The 26,403-nt window shown below is 67.2% G+C and carries 20 protein-coding genes; 11 read left to right on the top strand and 9 right to left on the bottom strand.

Translation table 11 applies throughout. From position 1 onward, the window contains the following. Positions 1–16: 16 nt before the first annotated feature. Positions 17–451: an Lrp/AsnC family transcriptional regulator gene (locus ACEVQ6_RS20900; RefSeq protein ID WP_374890987.1), complete on the top strand. Its 435-nt coding sequence runs from the start codon at positions 17–19 to the stop codon at positions 449–451. Positions 452–641: 190 nt separating this feature from the next. On the opposite strand, the gene ACEVQ6_RS20895 is transcribed toward ACEVQ6_RS20900, so the two are convergent. From ACEVQ6_RS20895 to ACEVQ6_RS20885, 3 genes are all read right to left on the bottom strand, one after another. Next, a complete protein-coding gene (locus ACEVQ6_RS20895; RefSeq protein WP_374890986.1) occupies positions 642–4,823 on the bottom strand; it encodes a translocation/assembly module TamB domain-containing protein in 4,182 nt (1,393 codons plus the stop codon). Between the two features lie 96 nt (positions 4,824–4,919). Beyond that, entirely contained in the window at positions 4,920–6,833 is a 1,914-nt protein-coding gene (locus ACEVQ6_RS20890) for an autotransporter assembly complex protein TamA (RefSeq protein ID WP_374890985.1), read from the bottom strand. 212 nt (positions 6,834–7,045) lie between these two features. Then, complete coding sequence (locus ACEVQ6_RS20885) at positions 7,046–7,303, bottom strand: YMGG-like glycine zipper-containing protein (RefSeq protein WP_374890984.1); 258 nt, start codon at positions 7,301–7,303, stop codon at positions 7,046–7,048. A gap of 447 nt (positions 7,304–7,750) precedes the next feature. On the opposite strand from ACEVQ6_RS20885, the gene ACEVQ6_RS20880 reads away from it, so the two are divergent. The 4 genes from ACEVQ6_RS20880 (at position 7,751) to hemA (ending at position 12,993) form a co-directional block, all read left to right on the top strand. Continuing rightward, entirely contained in the window at positions 7,751–8,242 is a 492-nt protein-coding gene (locus ACEVQ6_RS20880; RefSeq protein ID WP_374890983.1) for a (2Fe-2S)-binding protein, read from the top strand. Positions 8,243–8,341: 99 nt separating this feature from the next. Continuing rightward, positions 8,342–10,684, top strand: coding sequence for a xanthine dehydrogenase family protein molybdopterin-binding subunit (locus ACEVQ6_RS20875; protein WP_374890982.1), 2,343 nt, complete (start codon positions 8,342–8,344; stop codon positions 10,682–10,684). An 18-nt stretch (positions 10,685–10,702) separates the two neighbouring features. After that, positions 10,703–11,497 (top strand): FAD binding domain-containing protein, encoded by a 795-nt coding sequence (locus ACEVQ6_RS20870; protein ID WP_374890981.1) that lies wholly within the window; start codon positions 10,703–10,705, stop codon positions 11,495–11,497. A gap of 281 nt (positions 11,498–11,778) precedes the next feature. Next, positions 11,779–12,993 (top strand): 5-aminolevulinate synthase, encoded by a 1,215-nt coding sequence (gene hemA, locus ACEVQ6_RS20865; protein WP_374890980.1) that lies wholly within the window; start codon positions 11,779–11,781, stop codon positions 12,991–12,993. Between the two features lie 12 nt (positions 12,994–13,005). Here hemA and dxr read toward each other — a convergent pair whose 3' ends face one another. Next, the gene (dxr, locus tag ACEVQ6_RS20860) at positions 13,006–14,175 is read right to left on the bottom strand and encodes a 1-deoxy-D-xylulose-5-phosphate reductoisomerase (RefSeq protein WP_374890979.1); all 1,170 of its coding nucleotides are present in this window, start codon (positions 14,173–14,175) and stop codon (positions 13,006–13,008) included. A 428-nt stretch (positions 14,176–14,603) separates the two neighbouring features. On the opposite strand from dxr, the gene ACEVQ6_RS20855 reads away from it, so the two are divergent. The 3 genes from ACEVQ6_RS20855 to ACEVQ6_RS20845 all read left to right on the top strand — a co-directional run bounded on the left by ACEVQ6_RS20855 (position 14,604) and on the right by ACEVQ6_RS20845 (position 15,701). After that, the gene (locus ACEVQ6_RS20855) at positions 14,604–14,864 is read left to right on the top strand and encodes a DUF2188 domain-containing protein (protein ID WP_374890978.1); all 261 of its coding nucleotides are present in this window, start codon (positions 14,604–14,606) and stop codon (positions 14,862–14,864) included. A gap of 55 nt (positions 14,865–14,919) precedes the next feature. After that, the gene (locus ACEVQ6_RS20850) at positions 14,920–15,249 is read left to right on the top strand and encodes a hypothetical protein (RefSeq protein WP_374890977.1); all 330 of its coding nucleotides are present in this window, start codon (positions 14,920–14,922) and stop codon (positions 15,247–15,249) included. 71 nt (positions 15,250–15,320) lie between these two features. Continuing rightward, the gene (locus tag ACEVQ6_RS20845; RefSeq protein WP_374890976.1) at positions 15,321–15,701 is read left to right on the top strand and encodes a hypothetical protein; all 381 of its coding nucleotides are present in this window, start codon (positions 15,321–15,323) and stop codon (positions 15,699–15,701) included. A 130-nt stretch (positions 15,702–15,831) separates the two neighbouring features. Here ACEVQ6_RS20845 and glgA read toward each other — a convergent pair whose 3' ends face one another. Further along, entirely contained in the window at positions 15,832–17,322 is a 1,491-nt protein-coding gene (gene glgA, locus ACEVQ6_RS20840) for a glycogen synthase GlgA (RefSeq protein WP_374890975.1), read from the bottom strand. A gap of 268 nt (positions 17,323–17,590) precedes the next feature. Beyond that, complete coding sequence (gene treY / locus ACEVQ6_RS20835) at positions 17,591–20,242, bottom strand: malto-oligosyltrehalose synthase (RefSeq protein WP_374890974.1); 2,652 nt, start codon at positions 20,240–20,242, stop codon at positions 17,591–17,593. 221 nt (positions 20,243–20,463) lie between these two features. Between treY and ACEVQ6_RS20830 the strand changes: the two genes are divergently transcribed. Further along, positions 20,464–20,799 (top strand): hypothetical protein, encoded by a 336-nt coding sequence (locus tag ACEVQ6_RS20830; RefSeq protein ID WP_374890973.1) that lies wholly within the window; start codon positions 20,464–20,466, stop codon positions 20,797–20,799. A gap of 70 nt (positions 20,800–20,869) precedes the next feature. Here the strand turns inward: ACEVQ6_RS20830 and ACEVQ6_RS20825 are convergent, their stop codons facing one another. Beyond that, entirely contained in the window at positions 20,870–21,196 is a 327-nt protein-coding gene (locus ACEVQ6_RS20825; protein WP_374890972.1) for a hypothetical protein, read from the bottom strand. 195 nt (positions 21,197–21,391) lie between these two features. Between ACEVQ6_RS20825 and ACEVQ6_RS20820 the strand changes: the two genes are divergently transcribed. Then, positions 21,392–21,604 (top strand): hypothetical protein, encoded by a 213-nt coding sequence (locus ACEVQ6_RS20820; protein WP_374890971.1) that lies wholly within the window; start codon positions 21,392–21,394, stop codon positions 21,602–21,604. Positions 21,605–21,737: 133 nt separating this feature from the next. Here the strand turns inward: ACEVQ6_RS20820 and ACEVQ6_RS20815 are convergent, their stop codons facing one another. Both ACEVQ6_RS20815 and treZ read right to left on the bottom strand, forming a co-directional pair. After that, the gene (locus ACEVQ6_RS20815; RefSeq protein ID WP_374890970.1) at positions 21,738–22,118 is read right to left on the bottom strand and encodes a CBS domain-containing protein; all 381 of its coding nucleotides are present in this window, start codon (positions 22,116–22,118) and stop codon (positions 21,738–21,740) included. Further along, a complete protein-coding gene (gene treZ, locus ACEVQ6_RS20810) occupies positions 22,115–23,962 on the bottom strand; it encodes a malto-oligosyltrehalose trehalohydrolase (protein WP_374890969.1) in 1,848 nt (615 codons plus the stop codon). Before treZ ends, ACEVQ6_RS20815 begins: the two co-directional genes overlap by 4 nt. A gap of 262 nt (positions 23,963–24,224) precedes the next feature. Here treZ and glgX point away from each other — a divergent pair, with 262 nt between their 5' ends. Further along, positions 24,225–26,369, top strand: a complete 2,145-nt coding sequence (gene glgX / locus ACEVQ6_RS20805) for a glycogen debranching protein GlgX (protein ID WP_374890968.1) — start codon at positions 24,225–24,227, stop codon at positions 26,367–26,369. The last annotated feature ends 34 nt before the right edge of the window (positions 26,370–26,403 follow it).

Here is a 26,403-nt window from a genome sequence, read left to right as displayed (position 1 = left end):
ATCAAAGTGTCACCCGATGGACGATCTCGACCAGGCCCTCATCGCCGCCTTGCGCCAGAATGCGCGGCTGCCGGTCGCAAGCCTCGCGGCGATGACCGGCGTTTCCCGCGCGACGGTGTCGGCGCGGATCGACCGGCTGGTGGCAAATGGCACGATCACCGGATTCACGATCCGGACGGTGGCGGACCAGGAGCGGCGGGGAGTGCGGGCGATCGTGATGATCGAGGTGCGCGGCCGGATCGCCGAGCGGGTGGCGGACCAGCTGCGCGGCCTGCCGCAGGTCCGGGCCCTGCATTCGACCAATGGCAAGTGGGACTTCATCGCCGAGATCGAGGACCGCGACCTCTCCGGCTTCGACGACACGCTGAGGCGTATCCGGCTGATCGACGGCATCAATCACACCGAGACGAGCATCCTTCTGAAGACCAGCAAGATGGCGGCGCCGCTTTAAAGGGTGTCTCGCAAAGATGTGCAGCGGTCTTGCGAAAAGACACGCGTAAAAACAAAGACCTAAAGCATGCGAGCGACTCTGAAAGGTCGCGACACGCCTTAGGGGCGCTCCGCGGGCGCGATCGTGTTTCGGCCGGAAATGCTCAGGCACCGGCCGGGGTCCCAACGAACCCGACCGGCGATCCCCCGCGTCAGTATTCCTTCTCGTAGAAGATGCCGGCGGCCGAGCCGTCGGCCCCGGCCTCGCCGCGCAGCTTCACGCCGCGGCCGACGTCAAGATTGATCACCGCCTTGCCGCCGCCGGCCTCGGTTCCGCTCTGCAGCTCGATATAGGTGCGGTCGTTCAGGTATTTGCCGGCCCGGACCTGGGCGCCGCCGCTCTCGTCGGTGGTGATGTCGAGGTCGTCGACGCCGAGCTTGTTGCGCAGACCATCGAGCAGCGAGGTCGACTGGCCGCCGGCGAGCTGGCTGACGGCGCTGGCGAGCTGGGCGATCTGCAATGCGGAGAGGTTGGACAGCGACCGGTTGAAGATCAGCTGGGCGAGGATCTCGTCCTGCGGCAGGGCCGGGGACGAGGTGAAGGTGACGGCCGGATTGTTGGCGGGGCCGGCGACGTTGACCGTGATCGTCGTCGATCCGGCGGTCGTGGTCGCGTCGAGGTTGAGCGTCGGCACCATGCCGCCGCCGAAGGTGATGCTGCTGCGGTCGGTGAAATCCAGCCGCTTGGCGAGGATTTCGAGCCGGCCGCGCCGCATGGTGAAGCCACCGGAGATCGAGGGCGAGGCGGCGGTGCCGGTGATGGTCAGCCGGCCGCCGAGTTCCGCATCGATGCCGCGGCCGCGCACGAAGATCCGGCTCGGCGCATCGACGACGAGGTTGAAGCCGAGGCCGGTGCCGCCCCCGCCGGCGGTGCCGCCTCCGCCCTGGTCCTGCTTCAGGTCCGAGGTCATCCTCTTCACCGCGCCAGACGCATTGCGGTGGGTGATGGCGATCTCGGAGAGCGAGGAGGGCAGTTTCTGCGGGATCGTGATCGAGGCCTTGCCGACATCGATCCGGCCGCCGAGAACCGGCGCGCTCGCCAGCGGGCCGGTGACCGTCAGTGCCCCGTTCGCCGTCGCCGTGACCAGCGCCCCATCGGCATAAGTGAGGTTGCGCAGCGTGATCTGCAGGTTGGCGGGGAAGCCGGAACCGGGCGCCGTGCCGATTGTGCCGCCGACGGTGAGCGTTCCGCCGGTCGACAGCCGTCCGGTCGCCGATGCGATGGTCGCCTGGTTGCCGGAGAGCGTGACGCGTGCCGTCAGTCCCTCGATCGCGAGATTGCGGCGGACGTCGACGAGGCGCGCGCCGCTGGTCGTCACCGAACCGGTGATCTGCGGCGACCGGATCGGCCCGGAGACCGCCACGTCGGCCGCAGCCGAGCCGGTCAGCTGGAACCCCTGCGGCGCGAGGAAGGGATCGACGAGGTCGAAGGGCAGCGTGCCGGAAAAGCGCAGGTTGGCGGGCATCGAACCGGTGATGCCGAGCGTGCCGCCGCCGCGGAAGGAGAGGCCGCCGCCACTGAGCGCCGTGTCGATGGTGAGCGTGTTGTCGGCGAGCCGGCCTTTCGCGGTGATGCCGAACGGCCCGACGCCGGCCGATCGCGTCTGCGCCGCCGCCGCCCCCGTCCAGGTGAGATCATAGGCGACGACCGGCGCGGCCGCCGTGCCCGTGACGTTGACGGTGCCGCCGATCCGCCCTTCGGCGCCGAGCGAGGGTGAAAACGTGTTGGCGAGCGCTGCCGGCAGGGCGTTCAGACGCAATGCGAGATCGAGCCTTTCGCCGGCAGTGCCGGACACGGCGACCGTTCCCCCGGAGGCGCCGATGGTCAGGCCGCCGAGCGTGACGCGCCCGTTCTCGATCGTGATCGCCACCGGCTGCGACAGTGCCAGCGGAATGCGGCGCGGCGCGGCGGAGAAGGAGGAAAGGCGTACGGTCGTCCGGCCCCCGGCGACCGCGACGCTGCCATCAGCGGCAAGCGGCGCGCCGTCATAGTCGCCGCGCAGCCGGAAGCCGGTGGCGGCGCCGTCATGGTCGACGTCGAGCGCGAGGCGCGACAGCCGGTTGTCGCCTTGCGCGACACTCTCCGCCGTGATCCGCCCCTTGGCCGCGAGCCTGGCGATGTCGGCGACGGTCAGGTCGACGACGGGGCGCGTCACTGCGAGCGCGTCGCGGCGGATACCGCCGCCGGACGCCTTCAGCGCCAGCGACGTGACGCCGTTGGTGGTGCGGATGTCGACGGAGCCGGCAAGATCGCCCGCGGCCTTCTCTCCGGCCATGGCGGCGAGAAGGGCGATGTCCGGGAATGTGAAGCTCAGCGCGCCGTTCGGCTTGAAATCGTCCGTCAGCGCCAGCGCGCCGCTCAGCCGGTTCTCGCCGATCTGCGCCTGAAGTTCGGGAATGGAGGTGGCGCCGTCGCGAGAGACGACATTGGCCTTGACGTTGATCGCCTGGCCGCCGAGGGCGCCTGTGGCCGTGAGGCTCGCCTCCGGGCCGGTCGGCGGCAGCGTCGCGTCGGCGGAAAGGACAAGGTCGCTGAGCGTCCGGCCGGCAAGCGTCGCGCCGCTCGAGGTGAGGCCGAGGCGGATCGCCGGCGCGTCGAGCGTGCCGGACACGGCGAGATCGAAGGCGGCGTTGCCGCGCGCATCGGCAAGGAGCTTGCCGAGGTCGGGCAGGGTGCCGTCGAGCGTGGCGGCGACGGCGTCGCCGTCAAGCGAGAGCGACCCCTTGCCCGTCACCGTGCCGGAAGCGATGTCGAGGCCTTCGACCGAAAGCCGTCCCTCCGCGTCGCGGGTGAGCGTGCCGGCGAGCGCGACCGTGGTATCGAATTTCTCCGCGATCGCCGGCGGCAGCACGGCCGGAAGCGCGAAGAGCTTGAAGGCTGTCTCGACGGTGTTTCCGGATATGCCGTAGCTGCCGTTGACGGTGCCGCCGATGCTGGCGCTTTCGAGCGTCAGGGGATCGAAGCGGATCGTCTCGGGAGAAACGCCGAGCGTTCCGTTCAGCGTCACCGGCCCCTTGATCAGCCGGTCGAGGTCGGCATTCGCGAGCGCGGTCGCGCCGGTCGAGACCCGTGTGGTCAGCGTGCCCGTACGGTTCTTCAGGTCGAAGCTGTCGCTATAGGCGGAGAGGTTCACAGTCTCGATGCGGCCCTGCGGCATCTCGACGGAGGCGAGGGTGGCGGCGACGTCGAGAATGGCTGCCTGCGCCTCGCCGATCAGCGAAAGGTTGACGCTGTCGATCAGCAGCCGGGCCTCGCCGCCCTCCATCGGCCAGCGGAAATCTACCGGCCCGTCGGCGCCGCCGAGCGTGGCGCGCAGGTTGTTTTCGCCGCGCGTCCCGGCCGTGCCGGAGGCGTCAAGCGTGAAGGCGGCGGTCGATACCTTGCCCCTGTCGATGCGCAGCCAGTCGGAGCCGGAGAAGGCGGCGGCGATATCGATGCTGGCGGTGCCGGCGAAGAGCGGGCGGAAGACCGGCGGCATCAGCCCGGCGAAATCGCCGCCGCCCGCCACCGTCACCGACTGGACTCCGTCTTCCGCGCGCCTGTGGGTGGCGTCGATCGACAGAAGCGGCGTGCCGTCCAGCGCCGCCGTCGCCTTGCCGGCCCAGTCCGAAAGGGGACCCGCGCCGTCGACGGTGATGTTGACGGCGGGCTCGCCGGGCAGGCGCAGCAGTTTCGCCAGCGTCCCGCCCTTCGGCTCGTCGATCCCGGCCTTGATCTTCAGCGCATTGTTGGCGGGATCGTAGACGATGTCCGCCGTCGCCGCCGCTTCGGGCCGGTCGCGCTCGGCCGCCTGAAGGGTCAGCGCGATGCTCTCGTTCGTGGCGTCGACCGCACCGGCGACGGTCAGCACCTGGTCGGTGCCGGCGATCGCCTTGCCTATCATCAGTTCGTCGATCGTCAGCCGGTCGATGTGGATCTCGACGGGGAGGGCGAAGGCCGAGCGCACCTCCTCGGTCTCGTTCGAGGGGGTGGGAAGCCGCTCGATCCGGACGGTCCCCGCGCTGAGCGCGGCTGCCGAGAAGCGGCCGCTCAGGAGATCGAGCGGCGACCAGGAAACGGAGAGGTCGCGCACCTCCGCGTAGATCCCCTTCCCGTCGTTGAGCGTGATCGCACCGGCGGTCAGTTTCCCGGTCAGCAGCCCGTCCGGATCGTTGATCGTGACGATCTGGTCCGGCGTCGAGGCGAAGCGCTCGATGAAGGACACGGCGAGCCGTGCGCCCGGAGCCGTGAAGCCGACGAAGAGCACCAGCAGCAGCGCCAGCCCGACAAGCGCGCCGAGGCCGAGAAAGAGCCATCGCGTAACGGCCGTGACGATGCGGGAAAACTGATTCATGCCTCGTTTCTATCCGATCTCGACCACCGGCGGAATCCCGGCTCACAGCCTCAAGCCCTGACGCGGCGATCGGTTCCGTTTCGCGATGGAAAAACGTCAGAAGGACTGGCCGATGCCGGCATAGATGCCGTAGCGGGTGCCGCCGGGATAGGGGTTGAGCGGCACGGCGACGTCGAGACGGATCGGGCCGAACGGTGTCGCGTAGCGCAGGCCGACGCCGGCGCCGGCGCGGATGTCGGAAAAATCCGGGGTGACCGAGGATGAGACCGTGCCGACGTCGACGAAGGGCACGATGCCGATCGTGTCGGTGACGCCGATGCGGACTTCCGCCGTCGCGTTCACATAGGAGCGCCCCCCGGTCGCATCGTCGTTGTGGTCGCGCGGGCTGATCTCCTGATACGAGTAGCCGCGCACCGAGCCGCCGCCGCCGAGGAAGAAGCGGCGGGTGGCGGGAATGTCCGACAGGTGGCCGCCGCCGACCAGCGTTCCCGCCGTCAGGCGCCCCGCCAGCACGAAACGGTTGGCCTCGTCCATCCCCCGATAGGCCGACAGCGATCCTTCCAGTGAACTGAAAAAGGTCTGGCCGTCGATCTCGTAGCTCGGCTTGACGTTGAGCGCGGCCCGGTATCCTTCCGTGGCGTTCAGCTTGTTGTCGCGCGTGTCGCGGATATATTCGAGCGGCACGCTCGCCGTCAGGTAGGAGCGCTTGCCGAAAGCGTCGTCAATGTCGGCCCATTGCAGTTCGCCGCCGCCGGTGATGGTGTCCGTCGGCGAGAGTTCGAAGGTCGCCCCGGCGCCTCCGGTGAAGATCGTCGCGGAATAGGCGTCGGGATCGACGAGCGAGGCCTTGAGGCTGGCGTTGAAGGTCGAGGCCGGCCCGAAGGCGCCGGGCTTGGCGAAGATCAGCCCGGCGGAGTAGTCGAGGCTGCCGACGTCCTTGGCCTCGCCGATCCGGTCGACCGACCCCTCGACCCGGAGCGATTCGGCCTGTCCGAAAAGGTTGCGATGACCCCAGTATCCCTGCAGCCCGAGCCCGTCCGTCGTCGAATATTGCGCGCCGACGCCGAAATAGCGGTGCTTGCCTTCCGAGACCTCGATCGTCATCGGCAGGGTGCCGTCGGCGGCGAGCCTGTCCGCCTCCTTGATCGTCACGCTGGAGAAGACGCCGAGCTGGCGCAGCCGTTCGGCCGCCTTGCGGATCTCCTCGGGCGAATAGGGCCTGCTGCCGTTCAGCCGCGAGTAATCCTCGACGAAGGCCGGATCGACCGTCTTCGTGCCCTTGACCGAGACGGCGCCGACATCGGCGACCGGCCCGCCCGAGGCGGCGATGACGACGGAGACGGTGGAGGTGTTGTGATCGGCGACGACCTCGCGCGACGTCAGCTTGGCGAAGGGGCGGCCCTCCTCCTTCAGGTCGTTGACGATCTTTTCGCCGGCCTTGATGATGGCGATCGAATCCGCCCGCATGCCGGGATTGAGATCGTAGTCCGCCGGGCTCTTGCCGGCAGCGTCGCCCTCGAAGCGGATGGACGCGAGCGAGAAGGCGGGGCCTGGGGTCACTCTGATCGCGACCGGCACCGGCCTGCCGTCCGGGAAGGTCGGATCCGGCGGCAGCGTGTCGAGCTCCTGACCGTTGAGCGTCACCTTGACGACGGCGCCGTAGCGCGCCTTCTCGTAAAGGGAGGCGAGGATGCGGTCGCGGTCGTCACGCGCCTTGATCACGAGGCCGAGATCGCCGGAGACCGGCTTGCCCTCGTCGGACTTCAGCATCGACACGGTCTCGATCGTGTCCTTCAGCTCGGGATCGGTGGTGCCCTCGTCGAGCGTCAACGTGTAGTTGACGGGATCGATGACCTCGACGGTTTCCTCCTCGCTCTCGAAGAAGCGCATGCCGAAGAGCTTGAATGCATGGGCGTCACGCGGCGGAATCGCTCCGCCTGCCAGTCCGGCCGCAAGCAGGACTGCCGTGCAGGTTCTCAGATACGCGAAACGTCTCGTCTGCAAAACCATCCTTTTCCCGCCGCTGGGCCCGGCCCGTTCTCATCGGTAGGGATCGACGGACTATAGAGCCCCGGGGTTCTTTCTTCGTTAACGAACCGTCTACCGCAACTTGCCTTTTGGATGAAGCCGCTTCCGGCCGAATGGCCGGCATTGTTGCGCCAAAACGACAAAGCCCCGGCCGAACCGGGGCTTCTCGATCTGACGTAAGGGCGTTGCGCCGATCAACGCGGGCAATCGTCGATGTAGCGGCGGCCGTAGCGGTCGCGATAGTAGCACTGGCCGGGCTGGTTGGCGACCGAGCCGATGACCGCGCCGGACACGCCGCCGATCGCGGCGCCGACGGCCGCGCCACGGACGTTGCCGGTCACGGCGCCGCCGATGATCGCGCCCGAAACGGCGCCGATGCCCGCACCCTTTTCGGTCTGCGTGCAACTGGCCACCGACAATGCGACGAGAATGAGTGCAACTGTCTTTTTCATCCAATCTCTCCGAATCTGAACGGAAGCCGGCTGTGCGCCGCGCGGTCCGTTGTCTCCCTTGCGAGCCAGGCTGCGGCTTTCCGTCTCCGGCCTCGCCCGCGATCGTCTCGCGTGAAGGGAGAATAAGGCGCGAACCCGGAAAGTCCACGGGCGCCATTGATGTTTTTTCCACGCCTGAACGCCGCGCGTGGCAGCGGACGGAACGGGGCATGAAAGGGCGCTGTCTCAGGAATGCGACAGTCTGGAGAAATATTTTTTCGAGCCCGCCGCGAAGAACCGGTTGCTCCCGCTTCGAAAAGGACAAATGATGCGGCCGGGCGCGCGGTCCGGGAGGAATGGGCCGCCGGTCGGAAAAGTTCATGAGGGCCGCCCTGGGATGGAGGGACCCGCCGCCAGTCGGTCGGTCGATCATTCCTGCGCGACGCGGCCTGTTCGGAGGAGAACGGGATGGCTTCGATTAAAATGACGGTCAACGGCCGCGCGGTCAGCGGAAGCTGCGACGACCGCACGCTGCTGGTGCAGTTTCTCAGGGAGAACCTGGCGCTGACGGGGACGCATGTCGGCTGCGACACGACGCAGTGCGGCGCCTGCGTCGTCCATCTCGACGGAAAGTCGGTGAAGAGCTGCACGATCCTCGCCGCGCAGGCGTCCGGCTCGACCGTCACGACGATCGAGGGGGTCGCAGCCGGCGGCGACCTGCATCCGGTGCAGGCGGCCTTCAAGGCGCATCACGGCCTGCAATGCGGTTTCTGCACGCCCGGCATGGTGATGGCGGCGATCGACATGATCAACCGCCACGGCGCCGACCTCGACGAGGAGACGGTCCGCTCCGAACTCGATGGCAACATCTGTCGGTGCACCGGCTATCACAACATCGTCAAGGCGATCCTAGCGGCCGCCGCCGACATGGGCGCGAACGCGAAGCAGGCTGCGGAATAGCCTCAGGCGCACGGATGCCCGGCGTGGACCGCGCGTCCGCCTCGGGGCCTCCGGCCAGGCTGTTCCCGCTGACGTCATTTTTCTCTGGAGGAGAAGACCATGGGTGTTGAAGGCATCGGCGCGCGCGTGGCGCGCAAGGAAGACAAGAGGTTCCTCACCGGCAAGGGCCGCTACACGGACGACATGAGCGTTCCGGGCATGAAGTTCGCCGCCTTCGTCCGCAGTCCGCATGCACATGCGAGGATCACCGGCATCGATGTCTCGGCGGCCGAGGCCATGCCGGGCGTGATCGCCGTGCTCGACGGCAAGCAGCTGCAGGCCGACGGCATCGGAAATCTCATCTGCGGCTGGATGATCCACTCGAAGGACGGCTCGCCGATGAAGATGGGCGCCTGGCGTCCGATCGCGCACGAGACGGTGCGCTATGTCGGCGATGCCGTCGCCGTCGTCATCGCCGACAGCGTGGCGCTTGCCCGTGACGCGGCCGAGACGGTCGTCGTCGACTACGAGGAACTGCCGGCGGTGGTCGATCCGGTGAAGACGCTGGAGGCCGGCCAGCCGCAGATCCATCCGGAGGCGCCGAACAACCTGATCTTCGACTGGCAGCTCGGCGATCCGGCGGCGACCGAGACGGCGCTTGCCGGCGCCGCCCATGTGACGGAGATGAAGATCCTCAACAACCGCCTGTCGCCGAACCCGATGGAGCCGCGCGCGGCGCTCGGCATCTACGATTCGGCCGAGGACCACTACACCTGCTACACCACCAGCCAGAACCCGCATGTCGCGCGGCTGGTGATGAGCGCCTTCTACAATGTCGCGCCGGAAAACAAGCTGCGCGTCATCGCCCCCGATGTCGGCGGCGGCTTCGGCTCGAAGATCTATATCTATCCGGAAGAGATCGTCTGTCTGTGGGCGTCCAAGCGCACCGGCGTTCCGGTGAAATGGACGTCCGACCGCACCGAGGCCTTCCTCACGGACGCCCATGGCCGCGACCATGTGACGACGGTGAAGATGGGCTTCGACGCCGATCACCGCATCGTCGGACTGCATGTCGACACGATCGCCAATCTCGGCGCCTACATGTCGCTGTTCTCCTCGGCCGTGCCGACCTATCTTTACGCCACGCTGCTCTCCGGCCAGTACGACATCCCGGCGATCCACGCCAATGTCCGCGCCGTCTACACGACGACGGCGCCCGTCGATGCCTACCGCGGCGCCGGCCGGCCGGAGGCGACCTACCTTCTGGAGCGCACGATGGAAACCGCCGCGCGCGAGCTCGGCATCTCGCCCGCCGAACTCCGGCGGAAGAACTTCGTCCGGTCCTTCCCGCACCAGACGCCGGTGATCATGAACTACGACGCCGGCGACTTCGAGGCCTCGCTGGAGGCGGCGATGGCTGCGGCCGACTATGCCGGCTTTGTCGCCCGCAAGGCGGAGGCCGAGGGGCGCGGCAAGAAGCGTGGCATCGGCATGAGCTGCTACATCGAGGCCTGCGGCATCGCGCCGTCGGCTGCCGTCGGCTCGCTCGGCGCCGGCGTCGGCCTTTGGGAATCCGCCGAGGTGCGCGTCAATGCCGTCGGTACGATCGAGGTTCTCACCGGTTCTCACAGCCACGGCCAGGGCCACGAGACGACCTTCGCCCAGCTGATCGCCGACCGCTTCGGCCTGCCGATCGACAATGTCAACATCGTCCATGGCGACACCGACAAGGTGCAGATGGGCATGGGCACCTATGGGTCGCGCTCCGGCGCGGTCGGCATGTCGGCGATCGTCAAGGCGCTTGACAAGGTCGAGAAGAAGGCGAAGACCATCGCCGCGCATCTGATGGAGGCGGACGAGGCCGACATCGTCATCGAGAACGGCGAGGCGAAGGTCGCCGGCACCGACAAGACCGTGCCCTGGTTCCAGGTGGCGCTTGCCGCCTATACCGCGCACAACCTGCCGGCCGGCATGGAGCCGGGCCTGAAGGAGAGCGCCTTCTACGATCCGTCGAACTTTACCTTCCCGGCCGGCTGCTACATCTGCGAGGTCGAGGTCGATCCGGAAACGGGATCGACCGACATCATCCAGTTTGTGGCCGCCGACGATTTCGGCAACATCATCAATCCGATGATCGTCGAGGGCCAGGTGCATGGCGGCATCGCGCAGGGCATCGGCCAGGCGCTGCTCGAAGGTGTCCACTACGACGCCAACGGCCAGCTGCTGACGGCGAGCTACATGGACTATGCCATGCCGCGCGCCGACGACCTGCCGTCCTTCTCGGTCTCGCACCAGACGACGCCCTGCCCGTCGAACCCGCTCGGCATCAAGGGCTGCGGCGAGGCCGGCGCCATCGGCTCGCCGCCGGCGCTGATCAATGCCATCACCGACGCCATCGGCAACAACGGCCTGACCATGCCGGCGACGCCGCAGAAGGTCTGGCGCGCGCTGAACGCCGCCTGAAACGGAGAGGATCACGAGATGTATGAGACCCATTACCATCGAGCCTCCTCCGTCGAGGATGCCGTCAAGCAGATGTCGGATGCCGGCGAGGGCAAGTATCTCTCGGGCGGCATGACGCTGATCGCGACGATGAAGCAGCGCCTTGCCCAGCCGAGCGACCTGATCGACCTTCGCCACATCGACGGGCTGAGGGGGATCTCCGTCAACGGTCGTACGGTCCGCATCGGCGCGGCGACCACCCATGCGGAGGTCGCCGCCTCCGCCGAGATCGCCGCGGTCTGCCCGGCCCTGACGTCGCTCGCTCAGGTGATCGGCGATCCGCATGTCCGGCACATGGGTACGATCGGCGGGTCGATCGCCAACAACGATCCCGCCGCCGACTATCCCGCCGCCATGCTGGCGCTCGATGCGGTGATCATCACCAATGGCCGCGAGATCAAGGCCGGCGATTTCTTCACCGGCCTGTTCTCGACCGCGCTGGAGGACGGCGAGATCGTCACGGCGGTGCGCTTCGACGCCCCCGAAAAGGCGGGCTACGCCAAGTTCCGCAATCCGGCCTCGCGCTATGCGATGACGGGCGTCTTCGTCGCGAAGACCTCCGACGGCGTGCGTGTGGCGGTGACCGGCGCCGGTTCGGACGGGGTCTTCCGCCACGAGGGGCTCGAAGCGGCGCTCGCCGCGGATTTCTCCGCGGACGCGCTCGGTTCCGTCACCGTTGACGCCGGCGGCCTGCTTTCCGACATCCATGCCGGGGCCGACTATCGCGCCAATCTGGTGAAGGTCATGGCGCGCCGGGCCGTCGCCGCCGCGTGACGGATCGCCTTCAGGCGATGCGAATGAAAGGACGGGGTGACCCGTCCTTTTTCATGGGTCCTGTCTTTGCCTGAAGGTCGGATGGACGCGGTGTTCCTTCTTTCCCACAGTCCTCGCGACTTGACATGCATCAAGGCGGGGCGGCATGAACAGTGTTAAGGTTTCTTTGGAATGGTTACAAACTAGAGGCCTTTTGCCGCATGCCGGCCGCTTGGCCTGTCGGCGGGTTGACGTCCGGCGGCTTTGACAACAGTAAGGGCGGCACGGTTCTGGAGATGGTGATGGATTTCGAAAGTTTCTTCAAACGCGAGCTCGACGGCCTGCATCAGGAGGGTCGCTACCGCGTTTTTGCCGACCTCGAACGGCAGGCCGGCAATTTCCCCCGCGCCATCCGCCACACCGAGAAGGGTCCGCAGGAGGTCACCGTCTGGTGTTCCAACGACTATCTCGGCATGGGCCAGCACCCGAAGGTCGTCGCCGCGATGAAGGAGGCGATCGACGCCTGCGGCGCCGGTGCCGGCGGCACCCGCAACATCTCCGGCACCAATCATTACCATGTGCTCCTCGAGCAGGAACTTGCCGACCTGCACGGCAAGGATGCGGCGCTGCTGTTCAATTCCGGCTACATGTCGAACTGGACCACGCTCTCGACGCTCTGTTCGAGGATTCCCGGCGCCATCGTCTTCTCGGACGCCGGGAATCATGCATCGATGATCGAGGGGATCCGTCACGCCAAGTGCGAGCGCGTCATCTTCCGGCACAATGACCTCGACGACCTGCGCGCCAAGCTCGAGGCGGCCGATCCGGCCGCGCCGAAGATCATCGCCTTCGAGTCGGTCTATTCGATGGATGGCGACATCGCGCCGATCCGGGAGATCTGCGATCTCGCCGACCGTTTCGGCGCGCTGACCTATCTGGACGAGGTGCATGCGGTCGGCCTCTACGGCCCGCGCGGCGGCGGCATCGCCGAGCGCGACGGCCAGATGCACCGGCTGAGCGTGATCGAGGGCACGCTCGGCAAGGCCTTCGGCGTCATGGGCGGTTACATCACCGGCTCGGCCGCGCTGATCGATTTCATCCGCTCCTTCGCGTCGGGCTTCATCTTCACGACCTCGCTGCCGCCGGCGCTTGCCGCAGGCGCGCTCGCCTCGATCCGCCACCTGAAGATCAGCCCCTTCGAGCGCGCCCGCCACCAGGACCGCGTGCGCAAACTGCGCGCCGCGCTCGATGCCGCCGGCATTCCGCACATGCCCAATCCGAGCCATATCGTGCCGGTGATGGTCAAGGATGCCGCCAAGTGCAAGTGGATCTCGGACCTGCTGCTCGACAATTTCGGCATCTATGTCCAGCCGATCAACTATCCGACCGTGCCGAAGAAGACCGAGCGGCTGCGCATCACGCCCGCGCCCTACCATTCGGACGGCGACATCGAGCATCTGGTCGGCGCGCTGCACCAGCTCTGGTCGCGCTGCGCGCTCGCCCGCGCCGTCGCCTGACGGCGGTCGCTCCTAGCCGAGGAGGCCCGCCGCCATGCGGCGCGCCTCTGCGTCGGCTTCGACGATGTCGTCCAGGCCTGCCGCCCCCTTCAGGTGGCCAAGCCGCTCCATCACCTCTTCGACGATCTCGGCCATGGCGAGGAAGCCGGCACGCCCGGCGATGAAGGCGTCGAGCGCCGTTTCCTTGGCCCCGTTCAGCACGGCCCCTTGCACGCCGCCGCGCGCCATCGCCAGCCGGGCAAGGCGAAGCGCCGGAAACCGCACCTCGTCCGGCGCCTCGAAATCGAGCCGGGCAAGCCGTGCGAAATCGAGCCGCGCGACGGGCAGCGCCGGGCGGTCGGGATAGGCGAGCGCGTAGCCGATCGCCGTGCGCATGTCGGGGCTGCCGAGCTGGGCCAGCACCGAGCCGTCGCGATAGCCGACCATCGAATGGATCACCGACTGCGGGTGGACGACCACCTCGATCTGCTCAGGCGCGACGCGGAAGAGGTGGTGCGCCTCGATCATTTCCAGCGCCTTGTTGAACATCGAGGCGCTGTCGATCGAGATCTTCAGGCCCATCGACCAGTTCGGATGGGCGCGCGCCGTCTCGACGGTGACGTCGCGCATCCTCTCCAGCGGATAGGTGCGGAACGGGCCGCCGGAGGCGGTCAGCACGATGCGCTCGACGGCTGCGCGCTGGCGCTCCTCCAGCACCTGGAAGATGGCATTGTGTTCGCTGTCGACCGGGATCAGCCGGCCGCCGCCCTCGCGCACCGCGTCGACGAAGAGGTCGCCGGCCGAGACGAGGCATTCCTTGTTGGCGAGCGCGATGTCGGCGCCGCGCCGGGCGGCGGCCAGCGTCGGCATCAGTCCGGCGGTGCCGACGATCGCGGCCATGACCCAGTCCGCGTCCCGCTCGGCCGCCTCGATCAGGCCGCTGTTGCCGGCCGCGACGGCGATGCCGGTCCCGGCAAGCGCCTCCTTCAGCTCACCATAACGGCGCGGATCGGCGGTCACCGCGAGATCCGCGCCAAAGCGGCGCGCCTGATCGGCCAGAAGGCCGATATTGCCGTTGCCGGTGAGCGCCGCGATCTCGAAGGCGTCGCGCCCGCCGAGATGGGCGATCACGCCCAGCGTGTTGATTCCGATCGAGCCGGTCGAGCCGAGGATCGACAGGCGGCGCCTTTCCGGGGAGGCCATGCGTGGGGTGTCCGTTCGTTCCGTTGCAGCGGCAAGCCCTACGACATTCCTTTCGGCAGGGGAATCGGCGCGGGGCAATTTTGTCGGTGGCGGCGGCAAGGAACAAAGGGCCGCTCCCGCGGGTTGCGGGAAGAACGTCAGACAAGGGAGTTTCAAGATGTTTCCCGATCCCCAACCCGTCCCCCCGTCCACGCCCTGGCCCGCGCCGGTCCCGGTCGACGAGCCGGCGCCGGATCTCCCGCCCGGCGAGGCGCCGCCCCTGCCCAATCCGGACGAGAACCCGCAGCCGCCCCAACAGGTGCAGGCGGATGCCGGGTCCTGAGGGTCGATTTTCAGGCGCCGTCGTGGCATAGTGGCCGACATGGAAACGCCGGCGCACCATAACGGACACGGCCCGAAGCCGACGCGCCCAAGGGAGAGGACTGCGCATGGTCAAGGTGACATATGAAGTCGTGCCGCATGACGGCGGCTGGGCCTATCGTTTCAACGACGTCTATTCGGAAACGTTTCCCTCCCATGCCGATGCGCTTGCCGCCGCGACGATCGCGGCGGCGGAGCATCAGGTCGGCGGCGACAGCGAGACGATCGACTATCAGGATGCCGCCGGGCGCTGGCACCACGAGCGCGCCGACGGCGGCGACCGGCCGGAGGCGGAGGTCGTCGACCAGGCGTCGTCTGCCGGCGCCTGATGGAACAAAAGGCGGTGTGACCTCGTTCAACGGCGGACAGTTGAAGGAGATGCTCATGCCCCAGACCGATACCGAATCCCAGATCGCCGCGCTGCGCAGCGACGTCGCGCGGCTGCAGAAGCAGCTTTCGGCTCAGACGGCCGACGTCTATCACGACCTGCGCGACCGCGCCGACAGTGCGGTGCGTTCGGCCATGCCAGGCGTGAAGCAGGCCGCCGGTTACGTGAAGTCCGAAGGAAGCGCCCTTGCTGAAACGGCGCGCCAGCATCCCGCCGGCCTGTCGACCGTCGTGGCGCTCGCCGGCGTCGTCGGCCTTGCGGTCGGCTTCCTCCTGGGCGCGAGCCATCAGGAGCCCCCGCCGTCGCGCTGGCGCTCGTGGCGCTGAGGCGCGACAGGCTGCTTCAGGCCGGAACGCGCGCACAGGATGATTGCGACAGGCTACGAAAGGAATGTTCGATGCATGTGATCGGAACCCAGGTCATCCCGGAGAACGGTGGCAAGAACGGCTTCACCGTGGAATTTGTCGGCGACGGCGGCGACGTCGTGTCTGTTCGCATGGCGGCGGGCGGTGATCTCAACCGCGTGAACGCCGTGGAACAGGCGCGCCGCCTGCTGGCGGATGTTTCGACCGCGGACCTGTCCGAGGCAGACGACCAGTCTGCCGGCGGCCGCGCCGAGGCATCCGACGACAAGGGCCGCCCCTCGGCCCGCGCCGCCGACGACAGGCAGACGCAGGAAGAGGAATTGGACACGGGCCTCGAAGACAGTTTTCCCGCCAGCGATCCAGTTTCGGCGACGATTTCGTCCATTCCGACGGACCGCGTGCGAAAGCATTGATCGGATCGCACTTATGAGAAAGCGCCGGCCTTCGCTTCGAGGGCAGGCGCTTTTTTTGTCAGCTCGACTGCATGCGCAAGGGAGGCGTGGCCGGGTTTGAAAGGAAGACGCGACCCGCGCTCCGATCGCGTCAGGAAAAGTGCCGTGCCGGGGCAATTTCACGCGCGTCGGGACCAATGGGTTCACGGAGTCCTGTCAGCGAGCGGTAGAGCCGCGCATAGCGTGACGCGCTGGCTTTCCATGAAAAATCGGTTTCCATGCCTTTTGCCTGCACGCGGCGATAAAGATGCGGCGTGGAGAAGAGGGCGACCGCCCGGTCCAGAGCATGGCCGAGGTGTTCCGCGCTGACCGGATGAAACTGGATGCCGGTGGCGGTCTGGTGGGCGAAGGCCGCTTCGTTGGCGTCAATAACGGTTTCGGCGAGGCCGCCGGTGCGCGAGACGACCGGAACGGCGCCATAGCGAAGGGCATAGAGCTGGGTGAGGCCGCAGGGCTCGAAACGGGACGGCTGCAGAACGAAGTCCGTCCCGGCATGGATGAGATGGGCCGTTTTTTCGTCATAGCCGATCCGGGCGGCGATCCGGCCCGGATGGCGACGGGCGAGGTCGCGCAATGCTCCCTCCAGACCCGGTTCGCCCTGGCCGCAGACGATCAGCCGGCCCCCTGTTTCGACCAGCCTGTCGGCATTCTCGATGACGAGGTCGATGCCCTTCTGCCAGGTCAGCCGGCTGACGACGGAGAAGATCGGGCCCGGACCGTCGGCCAGCCCGAATTCGTTGATCAGGTGTTTGCGGTTGATGCGCCGCCGCTCGATCGTGCGACCGTCATAGCGGCTGAGCACATGCGGATCGGTCGCCGGATTCCAGACGTCGGGATCGATGCCGTTGACGATGCCCGTCAGCGCATCGCGGCGATCGGCGAGAACGCCTTCCATGCCCATGCCGAGCCCGGCGCCGAGGATCTCGCGCGCATAGGTCGGGCTCACGGTCGTGACCGCATCCGCCGTCCGGATGCCGCCCTTGAGGAAACTGACATCGCCGTAATATTCGAGGCAGTCGGTGGAAAAGGCCTCCGGCGGCAGGCCGAGATCGCGCAGGCGGGAAAAGGCGAACTGTCCCTGGAAAGCCAGATTGTGGATGGTCAGGATGACCGGCAGCCGGCTTTTCTGGCGGTGGCGCAGATAGACCGAGGTGAGGGCGGCCTGCCAGTCATGGGTGTGGACGAGGTCCGGCCGCCAGCCGCCGCCGAGCGCCCCTTCGGCGAATTCCGCCGCCGCCAGCGACAATGCGGCGAAACGCCGGTCGTTGTCGGCGTGGTCACGCCCTGTCGCGTCGGCATAGGGGCCGCCGTCGCGATCGAAGAGGGCGGGCGCGTCGAGGAGCAGGAGGTCGAGGCCGGCCGCATGCGCGGCGAACAGGGCAGCCTCCTCTCCGAGAAGCCGGAACGTGCCGAGGCAGGCGCAGGCGTCGGCTTTCGCGAGCATGCCCGGATAGGCCGGCAGCATCGTCCGCATCTCGATGCCGTCCCTCGATAAGGCAAGCGGCAGGGAGCCGGTGACGTCCCCGAGCCCGCCCGTCTTGACGAGCGGGAACATTTCCGAAGCGACGGAGAGGATTTTCATCGTCCGCTCTCCTGCCAAGGATCCGTCGACGCGCAGGGCAAGAGGCGCGTGGTGCGAGAAGGGTCGTCCGTCATGGAATCCGGTCTCCTGTAAGACCGGTCTCAACCGCGCGTCGATGCTTTTGTTCCGGCTCCCCCGGCATGGTCTCGGAGACGTGAAGGCGGAACCATTGCGCGGCTCCAGGGGTTTAACCGCTACGCCGGGTGGAGAGCGCGCAGAAGCGTCCGCCCGCGGGCGCGGTAGCCCCGCTCCGATCCCGGCGTTCACCCTATTGCGACAGGAGAAGGCTGACGGGATGGTCCGACAGGAGATCCCGGATCCTCAGCGTTGCGGTGCCCTGCCATACTTTCCCTGTCAGGACATCCCGAAGGGCGGCGTTCCGGCAGTCTGCGGGAAGAACGAGGCTCGCATCGCCGAAGACGTCGGGATCCAGTCTCAGGCCGTTGCCGGGTGCCAGACCCTTCAGCACGAGACGCGGCACGATCGTGATCGCCGATCCCGTGTCTCCCTGCCTCAGGAAGGCTGCGGCATGGGCTGCCCCGTCCCCATCGATAGGGTCCCCTTCAATGGACAGGCGCCGATAGCCGCCGCGGAAGATGTCGCCCTTCTCGCCCGCCCTGAGCGGAAGCACGCGTGAGATCAGCCACTGCTTGAAAGCCGCGACGTTGCGCAGGTCGTCCAGTGGCGGCGGTGTGGCCGGCGTCGCCACCGGCGTGACCGGCCTGCGGTTGTCGGGATCGACCAGCGACAGGTCGAGGCCTTCCGCGCCGTTGTAGATGTCGGGAATGCCGGGCGCCGTCAGCTTGACCAGCGTCTGGGCGAGCGAATTGACGAGTCCGGCGCGAATGAAGGGGCGGAGTGTCCGGTCGACATCGGCAAGAAAGGCCTCGTTTCCCGGGGACAGCATGTCGAGGACGCGGTTGCCGAGCTCGATTTCCCGCTCCTCGTCCGGCGCGGCCCAGTCGCTCTTCTCCTTGCCTTCCCGCAATGCCTTGATCATGAACGCCTTCAGGCGGTCGGCAAGGTCCGGCAGTTCCGTGTCCGCCGGCGGGCCCGAGACGGGCCACACGCCGGCGAGGCTCTGGTAAAGCAGCCATTCCGTGTCGAGGTCGCGCCGTGCGCCCCGTACCCTTGCGCTGTTCATGATCGTCCAGCGCGTCACCGCGTCGATCCATGTCTCAGGCGCCTCACTGAGCGTATAGAGGCGGGCGCGGGCGTCCTCGCCGCGCTTGGTGTCGTGGGTCGAGGTCGCCGAAAGCCCGGCCGGCATCTCCCTCGCGCGGCGCTCTATGAAGGCGTGGAAGGCCTCCACGCCACCCGCCGGGCGCGCGGGCGTTCCGCCGACCTCGTTCAGGGCGAGGAAGCCCGTATGGCGGTAGAAGAACGTGTCCTCCACCGCCTTCGCCATCACCGGCCCGCTCAACTGCTGGAAACGGGCGCGAAACCTTGAAAGGTCACCCGGATGGATACCAGGCACGGGGTGCTGGAGGATGACCTGGAGAAAGGCGATCGCGGCGGCCTCGCCCTCTTCGTTCGCCGCGCGCAGCGCCGTCGAGGCGATGCCGTCGACGAGCCGGCGGTCGGCCGCCGAGATGCCGCTTTCCGTCGCATAGGTGCGATAGACCGGCAGGTCGACGATCAGCGCGCGGATGGCCTGCGCCACCTCCGCATCCGTCAGCGTCTCGCCGGCGTCTCCTGCCATGGCTGCGCCGAGGCGCGCCAGTCGTGCCACCTCGCCCTCGAAGTTCTCGGCGAGCATCCGTTCCTTGCAGGCACGGATCTGCGCCTCATGGCTGCGCGGTTCGGAGCGCAGGGTCTGGAAGGCGGCGTCGAGCCGCCCGTTCTCGGCGGGATCGACCAGGAGGTCGGCCAACGCCGTGATCACCTCGTAGCCGGTCGTGCCTTCGACCGGCCAGTCGGGCGGCAGGGCCTCGTCCTGCTCCAGGATCTTCTCCACCCCGATCCAGACCTCGGGGCCTACCTCCCGGCGCAAGCGCGCGAGGTAGGCGGCCGGATCGGCGAGACCGTCGACATGGTCGACGCGCAATCCGCCGACGAGGCCGCGCCGGACCAGATCGAGAATGAGACGGTGGGTATCGTCGAAGACGGCGGCATCCTCGACCCGGACGCCGACCAGCCCGGTGATTTCGAAGAAGCGGCGGAAGGAGAGGTTCTTGCGCGCCGTCCGCCAGGAGGTCAGGACATAGGGTTGCAAAAGGTGGATCGATTCCATCCGGTCGCCGTCCTGCGACAGGCGCTCGAAGGCCCGGTCGAGGCGAAGCCGCGCCTCCTCCGGAAGCGCGCTGATCCCGGCGGCGATCGCGCCGTCATGGCGAAGAAGGGCGAAGTCTCCGGCACCGATGCCGTCGCTCAGGCGCTCGAGCGCGATCGGCCAGCTCGCCGGGGTGAGGGGATAGAGGGTGTCGTAGCAGCGGAAGGCAAGGCACCGATTGTCGCAGTCGAGGGCCAGCCGCACATGGCCCGCTTCAACCTCCTCGGCGAAGGGGGCGCCGAGAAAGGGCAGCGTCAGCCGTTCCGACCAGTCGATGTCGAAGTGCCGGGCATAGGCGCTCTCCGTCCCGTTCTTCACCACGTCGTACCACCAGCGGTTCTCGAGGCTCGCCGCCATGTGGTTGGGGACAATGTCGAGGATGATGCCGATGCCGGCGTCTAGGCAGGCCTCCGCCAGCCTCTCGAAGCCGGTCAGCCCTCCAAGGACGGGATCGACGGCATTGGCGTCGACCACATCATAGCCATGGGTCGAACCGCTGACTGCGGTGAAAATCGGCGAGGCGTAGAGATGGGAGATGCCGAGCCTTGTCAGATGCGGCAGCAGCGCAATGGCGGCGTCGAAATCGACGCCGTTGCGGAACTGCACGCGATAGGTCGAGGAGGGAAAGGACGAAGGTGCGTCGGGCATTCTGGTCCATGGCGTTGAAGGGGGCAAGATCGGACAACGGATCACCTGTCCGAATGTTCCGGCGGTGCCGGATCATCTCCGCCGGTCGGGAAGGTGCGGGCTTGAGGAGGCCGCTCCCGGATCCCCGCCCCGGGGCACGGCAGGGGAACTTTCCAGATGCCCGCGCCGTTGTCTGAACATGGGTCGCAAGGCCGAAAGACCAGAGATGAAGGAGACAGACCATGGCACATTATGCGGACCGCACGCATGAGGCGGAGCGAAACGAGTTTTCGGCGAAGGAAGCACGGCAGGGCCGCCCCGGCATTCCCGTCCTCAGGATCCTGATCGCAAGCCTCGTCCTTGTCGCGATCGCCTGGGCCGGCGCGGCGATGTGGGGCGAGAGCATCGACAACGACCCGGCCACCCAGGTCCAGCAGGTCGCCCCGCCGGCCGACACGACGACGCCCGGCAACGCGACTGTCGAGGGTACCGTTCCGGGCACCACCACCGATGCCAGGCCGCAGAGCGGCACGGGTGGCGAGTCGCAGCAGACCGCCCCGGTCGCTCCGGCCCAGTAACACCAATGGATTCGAACAAAAATGCCGGCCCCGAAGGCCGGCATTTTTCTGTCTCGTCTCGGAGACTGCGCTATGCCAGTTCGGGAAAGGTGCGACCGATGCTGCCGTCCGCGACGTCTGCCTCGCCCGCCAGCCGGATCGACAACGGGTCTTCTGCGGAGACGTCCGCTTCGCTGCGGACGGTACCGCGCTCGCCATTGCCCCGGATCAGCGTCGCTTCTTCCTCGAAACCTTTCTCGATCAGCCAGTCGCGCGGCGCCTGCAGCGTGATCGAGACGGCGACGCGACTGCCGCTGCCGCCCTGCCGTTCGGCGGTCAGGTGATAGGACACGGGCAGGACGTGGCCGTTGACGTCGATCCTGCCGTTTCCGTCGCCTTCAGCAATATGATAGGTCATCTAGGGTCTCCTTCAGGCAAGGGTCCTGAACGTCAGGACCGGACCCAGACTAACGGGGCCGGGCCGCCGTGGTTCCTCCCGCCCTGTCCCGCGCGCCCCTCCTAGATTTTCTCACGCCGCTTTTTTTCACGCGCCATGGAACCCCGGGCCGATTGCAGAGTTCGGAGCCCAAAAGACCTGTTGTGGAGGAAGCACATGACGTCGCCCGCGAAGATCCAGCTGCATTTCGACCTTCTCAGCCGAAAGGCTCTTCTGTCCTGCGAAGGCAAGGATTATGTCCTGCCCGATACCTATACGGATCGGGAGGCCGCGGAGGCGGAGGCGAAGCGGTTTGCCTGGGAGAAGCTCGATCTCAAGCACCGGGCCGGGCTCCGCCGGCCGTCGGACATCGAGGTCTGGCTGCGCTGACGCATCGGCGAGCACCCGTCTACCAACGAGTCTCTCCGTCATTTCTTCTGAACATCTTTGATGCCGTAGTCATCGCGCGCCGGCATGAGGCGTTTTTGAAGCGCTTTCGACGATCTGGAGAGGGTATCGCGTCTCACGCGGCACCCTCTTCGCTGGCGCGGTCGAGATCGGCAAGGGACACAACGCCCACAAGTCTGTTGCGGCGGTCGAGCACCGCCAGGCGGCGGCGATCGGTCGCCCGCATTCCGGCAGCGACGGCGTTGCTCTCCTCGTCGTCGAGACAGGAGATGCTCTCCGTCTCCATGATCCCGGCGACCGGAAGGGAGGCATCATGCCCCGCTGCTACCGCGCGAACGATGATATCGCGGTCGCTCACCGTCCCGATCAGGCCGGTAGCGCCGACGACGGGCAGGAAGCCGATATCGGCGTCCACCATGCGCTGTGCCACTGCCTGCAGCGGTTCGTCCGGCGCCGCAGTTTCCACGCTGTGCGACATCACTTCCGCGATCCTCATGCCTTTGTCTCCCCATGTTTGTGTTCCAGCGCCACCAGGATGCCGGGGCCGGAAAAACGGTTCACGTCGCCGCCTTCCTGCGGTGGCCAGCGATAGATGACCGTGCCGGACGTCGCCGGCAGGAGGGCGCCTTCGTCGGCGAGCGTCATGCGCATCTGCAGCCGGGCGTCGGCAAAAGACCAGTCGACCGCCGTCTCCTCTTCGCCTGTCGGCAGGATTTCCGTGCCGACGGGGCCTGCTTTCGCGATCAGCGGGGCGACATGTTCCTGCCGCAGGGCGATCAGCGCCCGGATCTCGTCACGGTGCCGACGGCCATCGGCCGTTTCCGCCCGCGTCCAGTCCAATCGCGACCGCTCAAGCGTCTCCGGCGACACCGGGTCCGGCAGGTCGGCGAAATTCTTGCCCGCCGGGAGGCCGCCGAAATTTTCCGCCTCCTTGCGCCGGCCGTTGCGCACCGCCTCTCCGAGCTCGCCGTCATAATCGGCGAAGAAGTGGAATGGCCCCGTCTCGCCATACTCCTCGCCCATAAACAGCATCGGCACCTGGGGAATGAGCAGCAGCATCGCCGTCAGCACCTCGAGTCGTGCCGGGTCGGTCAGGGCGGTCAGGCGCTCTCCGAAGCCGCGATTGCCGATCTGGTCGTGGTTCTGCAGGAAATTGACGTGGACATCCGGCGGATGGGACGCGTCCTGCCCGCCCTCGCCGATCTCGCCCTTCGAAAAGAGAAATCCTTCCGCCGTGGCCCGGTCGAGATGGTCGCCCGGCGCATCCGCATAGCGGGCATAGTGGCCGAGGCTCTCGCCGGTCGCGATCACGTGCAGGGCATGGTGCAGGTCGTCGTTCCAGGCCGCGGTGAAATGGCGTGCCCGACCCGCCTCGTCGCGCAGGAGAATGCCGTGCCGGCTGTGCTGGTCTTCGGCGATGAGGTGGATCTGACGATCGGGGAAGGCGGCGCGGATCTCTTCCGTCATCTCGAAGAGCATGTGGCGTGGTCCGTCATCGGCGATCTCTTCCGTCGCATCGAAGCGCAGGCCGTCGAAGCGGAACTCGCCGAGCCAGTAGAGCGCGTTCTCGATGAAGTAGCGGCGGACCGCCCGGTGGCGGAAGGCGATCGCCGCCCCCCAGGGCGTCGGCCGGTCGCTGCGGAAGAATTCCGGCGTGGAGGCGGAGAGGTAGTTTCCCTCGGGCCCGAAGTGATTGTAGACGACGTCGAGCAGGACCGAGATGCCCAGCGCATGGGCGGCATCGACGAAGGCCCTGACGTCGTCCGGGGAGCCATAGGCGGTGTGCGGCGCATAGTGCAGGACACCGTCATAGCCCCACCCCCGCTCTCCGGGAAAATGGGCGATCGGCATCACTTCAATGGCGGTGATGCCGGTCGATGCGAGATGGGGCAGTCTGTCGATCGCCGCCCGGAATGTTCCCTCGGGCGTGAACGTGCCGACATGGAGTTCGTAGAGGATCGTTTCGCTCCAGGGCCGTCCGCGCCAGTTCTCCTGCGTCCATCGGTAGGTCCGCGGCGCAACGACGACGGAGGGGCCGGTCGCGCCGAATGCCTGGAGGCGCGAGGCCGGATCGGCCATGCGCGTTCCGTCCGCGAGCTGGAACAGGTAGGTGTCGCCCGGCCGTGCGTGCACCGTCACGAATTCGTACCAGCCATCGGCCGATTGCCGCATCGGATGGATCTCGCCGTTGAGGACGAGGTCGACGGAGGGCTGCGAGGGGGCCCAGAGCCGGAAGCGCCAGGCGCCGTCCGGCAGGGGTGCCGGCCCCCAGGCCGGGAGGATGGTCGTGGCGGCGGAGGGTTCGGGGGGCGGGGCGGTCAGCGACGCTTCGGCGCGCATGCTGGCGATCTCCTCTAAGGCGGGACCGTTACCAAATCCCCTGCCGTCCTGTTTGTTCCGCCCCAGGCAGCCGCTTTCGCGGCCGACGCGACCCGGCGTGATTCTTGGTGGCCGGCAGGAACCTTTGCGGGAATGCGGCGTTGCACAAAAAGATGGGGGCGGCATGGGCGACACCGGGGGATTGCGTGAAATCACGTGACCCGAACCGGATGCCTGCGCGGCGCGACCCTGTCACGATCCACGACGCAGGGGGTGGCCTTCCATGACTGTATCCTTTTCGGAACTCGATTTCCTCAAACCGGAGCTTGGGGCGGACTATACCGGCCAGGGGACCCATTTCGCTCTTTTTTCCGCGCATGCCGAGAAGGTGGAGCTTTGCCTTTTCACCAAGGACGGCAAGACGGAGACGGCGCGGCTGCCGCTGCCGAAGCGCGAGGGGGACGTCTGGTCCGGCTACATCGAGGGGCTCGGTCCCGGCACGGTCTATGGCTACCGCGTTCACGGGCCCTATGACCCCGGCAACGGCCATCGCTTCAACCCGAACAAGCTGCTGCTCGATCCCTACGCCAAGCAGGTGATCGGCGACATCGTCTGGGACGACGCGCTCTACGGCTACACGATCGGCGCGGAGGGAGACGATCTCAGCTTCGACGAGCGCGACAGCGCCCCGTTCATGGTCAAGGGCGTGGTGCAGGACCCGGCCTTCGACTGGGACGGCGACCAGGCGATCCGCCGTCCCTGGACCGACACCGTGATCTACGAGACTCATCTGCGCGGCATGACGATGACGCATCCGCAGGTGCCGGAGCGGCTTCGCGGCACCTTCCTCGGCATGTGCAGCGAGCCGATCATCGACCATCTCGTCAAGCTCGGCGTCTCCGCCGTCGAACTGCTGCCGATCCAGTCCTTCGTCGACGATCGCTATCTGGTCGAGAAGGATCTGCGCAACTACTGGGGCTACCAGACCCTCGGCTTCTTCGCGCCGCAGTCGCGCTACCTGTCGTCCTCGCAGATCACGGAAATCAAGACCATGGTCCGCCGCTTCCATGCCGCCGGCATCGAAGTGATCATGGATGTCGTCTACAATCACACGGCCGAGGGATCGGAGCGCGGGCCGACGCTCAGCTTCCGCGGCATCGACAATGCCAGCTATTATCTGCTCTCCCCCGACGACAAGCGCCATACCTATGATACGACGGGCACCGGAAACACGCTGAACGTCGCCCATCCGATGGTGATGCGCATGGTGCTCGACAGCCTGCGCTACTGGGTCGGCGTCATGCATATCGACGGGTTCCGTTTCGACCTTGCCAGCACGCTCGGCCGGGAGGCCCATGTCGGCTTCGATCGCGAGGGCGGCTTCTTCGACGCGATCCGGCAGGATCCGATGCTCGCCGGCGTGAAGCTCATCGCCGAGCCCTGGGACGTCGGCGAGGGCGGCTACCAGGTCGGCGGCTTCCCGCATCCCTTCCGCGAATGGAACGACAAGTATCGCGACGACGTGCGCGGCTTCTGGAAGGGCGACGGCGGCCTGGTGTCGAAGCTCGCCGAGCGGCTGACCGGTTCGGCGCGCCAGTTCAACCATTCCGACCGCGGCGCCACCTCCTCGATTAACATCCTCGGCGCCCATGACGGCTTCACGCTGATGGACACCGTCTCCTTCAACGACAAGCACAACGAGGCGAATGGCGAGGACAATCGCGACGGCCATTCGAACAACCACTCGGACAATATGGGCGCCGAGGGCGCGACCGACAATGCCGACATCAACGCGGCGCGGGCCCGGCGGCGGCGCAACATGATCGCGACGCTGATGCTGAGCCAGGGCGTGCCGATGATCGTCGGCGGCGACGAGCTCGGCAACAGCCAGGGCGGCAACAACAATGCCTATTGCCAGGACAACGAGATCGGCTGGATCGACTGGACCGGGCGCGACGATCCCTTCCTCGATTTTTGCCGCGACGCCGTCGCCTTCCGCAAGGCCCATCCGGTCCTGCGCCAGGAGCGCTTCCTGACCGGCGAGACGGGTGAGGACGGCCGCGTCGAGATCGCGTGGTTCAAGCCGAACGGCGAAGCGATGGACGAGGAAAGCTGGGCGAACGGCGATCTCCGCGTGCTCGGCGTCTGCCTGGCGAAGAGCATCGGCTCGACCGACACGCAGGCGATGGACCAGCTGTTTATGGTCTTCAATGCCGGCGGGGACTGCGCCTTCGACCTGCCTCCCGTCAACGGCGTGACCGAATGGAGCCGCGTTCTCGACACCGGCGCGGAGGATTCGGTCCGCACGCACGCCGCCGACAATCCGGCCATCGTCTACCAGTCGAGCGTCGCCGTCTTCGCTCCGCGCAAGGCCGAAACGGAGGCCGCGAAGCCGCCGCGCCGACGCTGGTTCTCGTTCCGGCGCTGACCCGATGTCCGCCGAGCCGGCCGCCTGACGGCGG

Source organism: Ensifer soli (assembly GCF_041928815.1).
Lineage (GTDB): Bacteria > Pseudomonadota > Alphaproteobacteria > Rhizobiales > Rhizobiaceae > JBHFEI01.
The sequence above is the reverse complement of the archived record's forward strand: the minus strand, read 5'-3'. Positions and strand labels throughout refer to the sequence as shown.

Coding starts and splice junctions, on each gene's coding strand:
- ACEVQ6_RS20900 (WP_374890987.1), top strand. CDS start 17: ATGGACGATCTCGACCAGGCCCTCATCGCCGCCTTGCGCCAGAATGCG.
- ACEVQ6_RS20895 (WP_374890986.1), bottom strand. CDS start 4,823: ATGAATCAGTTTTCCCGCATCGTCACGGCCGTTACGCGATGGCTCTTT.
- ACEVQ6_RS20890 (WP_374890985.1), bottom strand. CDS start 6,833: ATGGTTTTGCAGACGAGACGTTTCGCGTATCTGAGAACCTGCACGGCA.
- ACEVQ6_RS20885 (WP_374890984.1), bottom strand. CDS start 7,303: ATGAAAAAGACAGTTGCACTCATTCTCGTCGCATTGTCGGTGGCCAGT.
- ACEVQ6_RS20880 (WP_374890983.1), top strand. CDS start 7,751: ATGGCTTCGATTAAAATGACGGTCAACGGCCGCGCGGTCAGCGGAAGC.
- ACEVQ6_RS20875 (WP_374890982.1), top strand. CDS start 8,342: ATGGGTGTTGAAGGCATCGGCGCGCGCGTGGCGCGCAAGGAAGACAAG.
- ACEVQ6_RS20870 (WP_374890981.1), top strand. CDS start 10,703: ATGTATGAGACCCATTACCATCGAGCCTCCTCCGTCGAGGATGCCGTC.
- hemA (WP_374890980.1), top strand. CDS start 11,779: ATGGATTTCGAAAGTTTCTTCAAACGCGAGCTCGACGGCCTGCATCAG.
- dxr (WP_374890979.1), bottom strand. CDS start 14,175: ATGGCCTCCCCGGAAAGGCGCCGCCTGTCGATCCTCGGCTCGACCGGC.
- ACEVQ6_RS20855 (WP_374890978.1), top strand. CDS start 14,604: ATGGTCAAGGTGACATATGAAGTCGTGCCGCATGACGGCGGCTGGGCC.
- ACEVQ6_RS20850 (WP_374890977.1), top strand. CDS start 14,920: ATGCCCCAGACCGATACCGAATCCCAGATCGCCGCGCTGCGCAGCGAC.
- ACEVQ6_RS20845 (WP_374890976.1), top strand. CDS start 15,321: ATGCATGTGATCGGAACCCAGGTCATCCCGGAGAACGGTGGCAAGAAC.
- glgA (WP_374890975.1), bottom strand. CDS start 17,322: ATGAAAATCCTCTCCGTCGCTTCGGAAATGTTCCCGCTCGTCAAGACG.
- treY (WP_374890974.1), bottom strand. CDS start 20,242: ATGCCCGACGCACCTTCGTCCTTTCCCTCCTCGACCTATCGCGTGCAG.
- ACEVQ6_RS20830 (WP_374890973.1), top strand. CDS start 20,464: ATGGCACATTATGCGGACCGCACGCATGAGGCGGAGCGAAACGAGTTT.
- ACEVQ6_RS20825 (WP_374890972.1), bottom strand. CDS start 21,196: ATGACCTATCATATTGCTGAAGGCGACGGAAACGGCAGGATCGACGTC.
- ACEVQ6_RS20820 (WP_374890971.1), top strand. CDS start 21,392: ATGACGTCGCCCGCGAAGATCCAGCTGCATTTCGACCTTCTCAGCCGA.
- ACEVQ6_RS20815 (WP_374890970.1), bottom strand. CDS start 22,118: ATGAGGATCGCGGAAGTGATGTCGCACAGCGTGGAAACTGCGGCGCCG.
- treZ (WP_374890969.1), bottom strand. CDS start 23,962: ATGCGCGCCGAAGCGTCGCTGACCGCCCCGCCCCCCGAACCCTCCGCC.
- glgX (WP_374890968.1), top strand. CDS start 24,225: ATGACTGTATCCTTTTCGGAACTCGATTTCCTCAAACCGGAGCTTGGG.